Source organism: Synechococcus sp. F70.1 (assembly GCF_047502745.1).
Classification (GTDB): Bacteria; Cyanobacteriota; Cyanobacteriia; order Thermostichales; family Thermostichaceae; genus Thermostichus.
In genome coordinates this window covers 1-664 of sequence record NZ_JANSJL010000008.1, presented here as the reverse complement: position 1 = coordinate 664, position 664 = coordinate 1, and the positions used below count along the sequence as shown (strand labels likewise).

Sequence of the window (664 nt, the reverse complement as noted above, 5' to 3'; positions counted from 1 at the left end):
CTGCGGCTCCATCTGGGCCAGCTCTGAGCAAGAGGAGAGGAGTTGCTCGGCCTCTGGCACAAGGCGCTCATTCTCTTGCAGCGAGGCCAGCACCAGCGGCAGCACCTCCCTATCGGCCTCAACGGCCTTCTCTGTTTCTTGCAGGAGGTTTACTGAGTCCTCGGTAAGCAGGTCAGCCACCTGAGACAGCTGCGCCTTCAGCAAGGCATTCTCTTGCTCCAATTGAGCCAGCCGCTCCTGCAGGCTATCAATTTGCTGATCCCGCTCTCCCAGGGCTGCTTCTAGCTCACGGTTGCGGGCCTCCAACCCTTGGCGGTCTGCCTCTAGGTGGTTCAGCCGTTCTGTCAAGCTTGCTAGTTCACCCTCCAAGTTGGTGAGGCCACTCACCTGTTCCAAAAGTCGGGCATTCTCCGCTTTCAGTTTCTCAGTCAACGCCTGAGCGCTCACCAGATCTGCTTTGGTGGACTCCAGCTCGTGACAGACTTGGTCATGTCTGGCAATCAGCTCGCCCAGCCGAGCTTCTTTCTCCTGCAGGTCTCCTTGCAGGGAACGAATCAAGCGATCCCTCTGTTCGACACACTGCTGTAACTGTTCGATGCGCTGTTGTAGGATGGGCAGTTTAACCAAAGCCTTCTGGGCCGTGCCAAGAAGTTTCCTGAAGCTC

Annotated in this window: 1 protein-coding gene; it reads right to left on the bottom strand. The window is 57.2% G+C overall.

Translation table 11 applies throughout. The annotated features are described in order from the left end of the window. The coding region (locus NW860_RS00495) for a hypothetical protein (RefSeq protein ID WP_414511900.1) at positions 1-627 on the bottom strand (627 nt) is incomplete at its 3' end. Between the last annotated feature and the right edge of the window lie 37 nt (positions 628-664).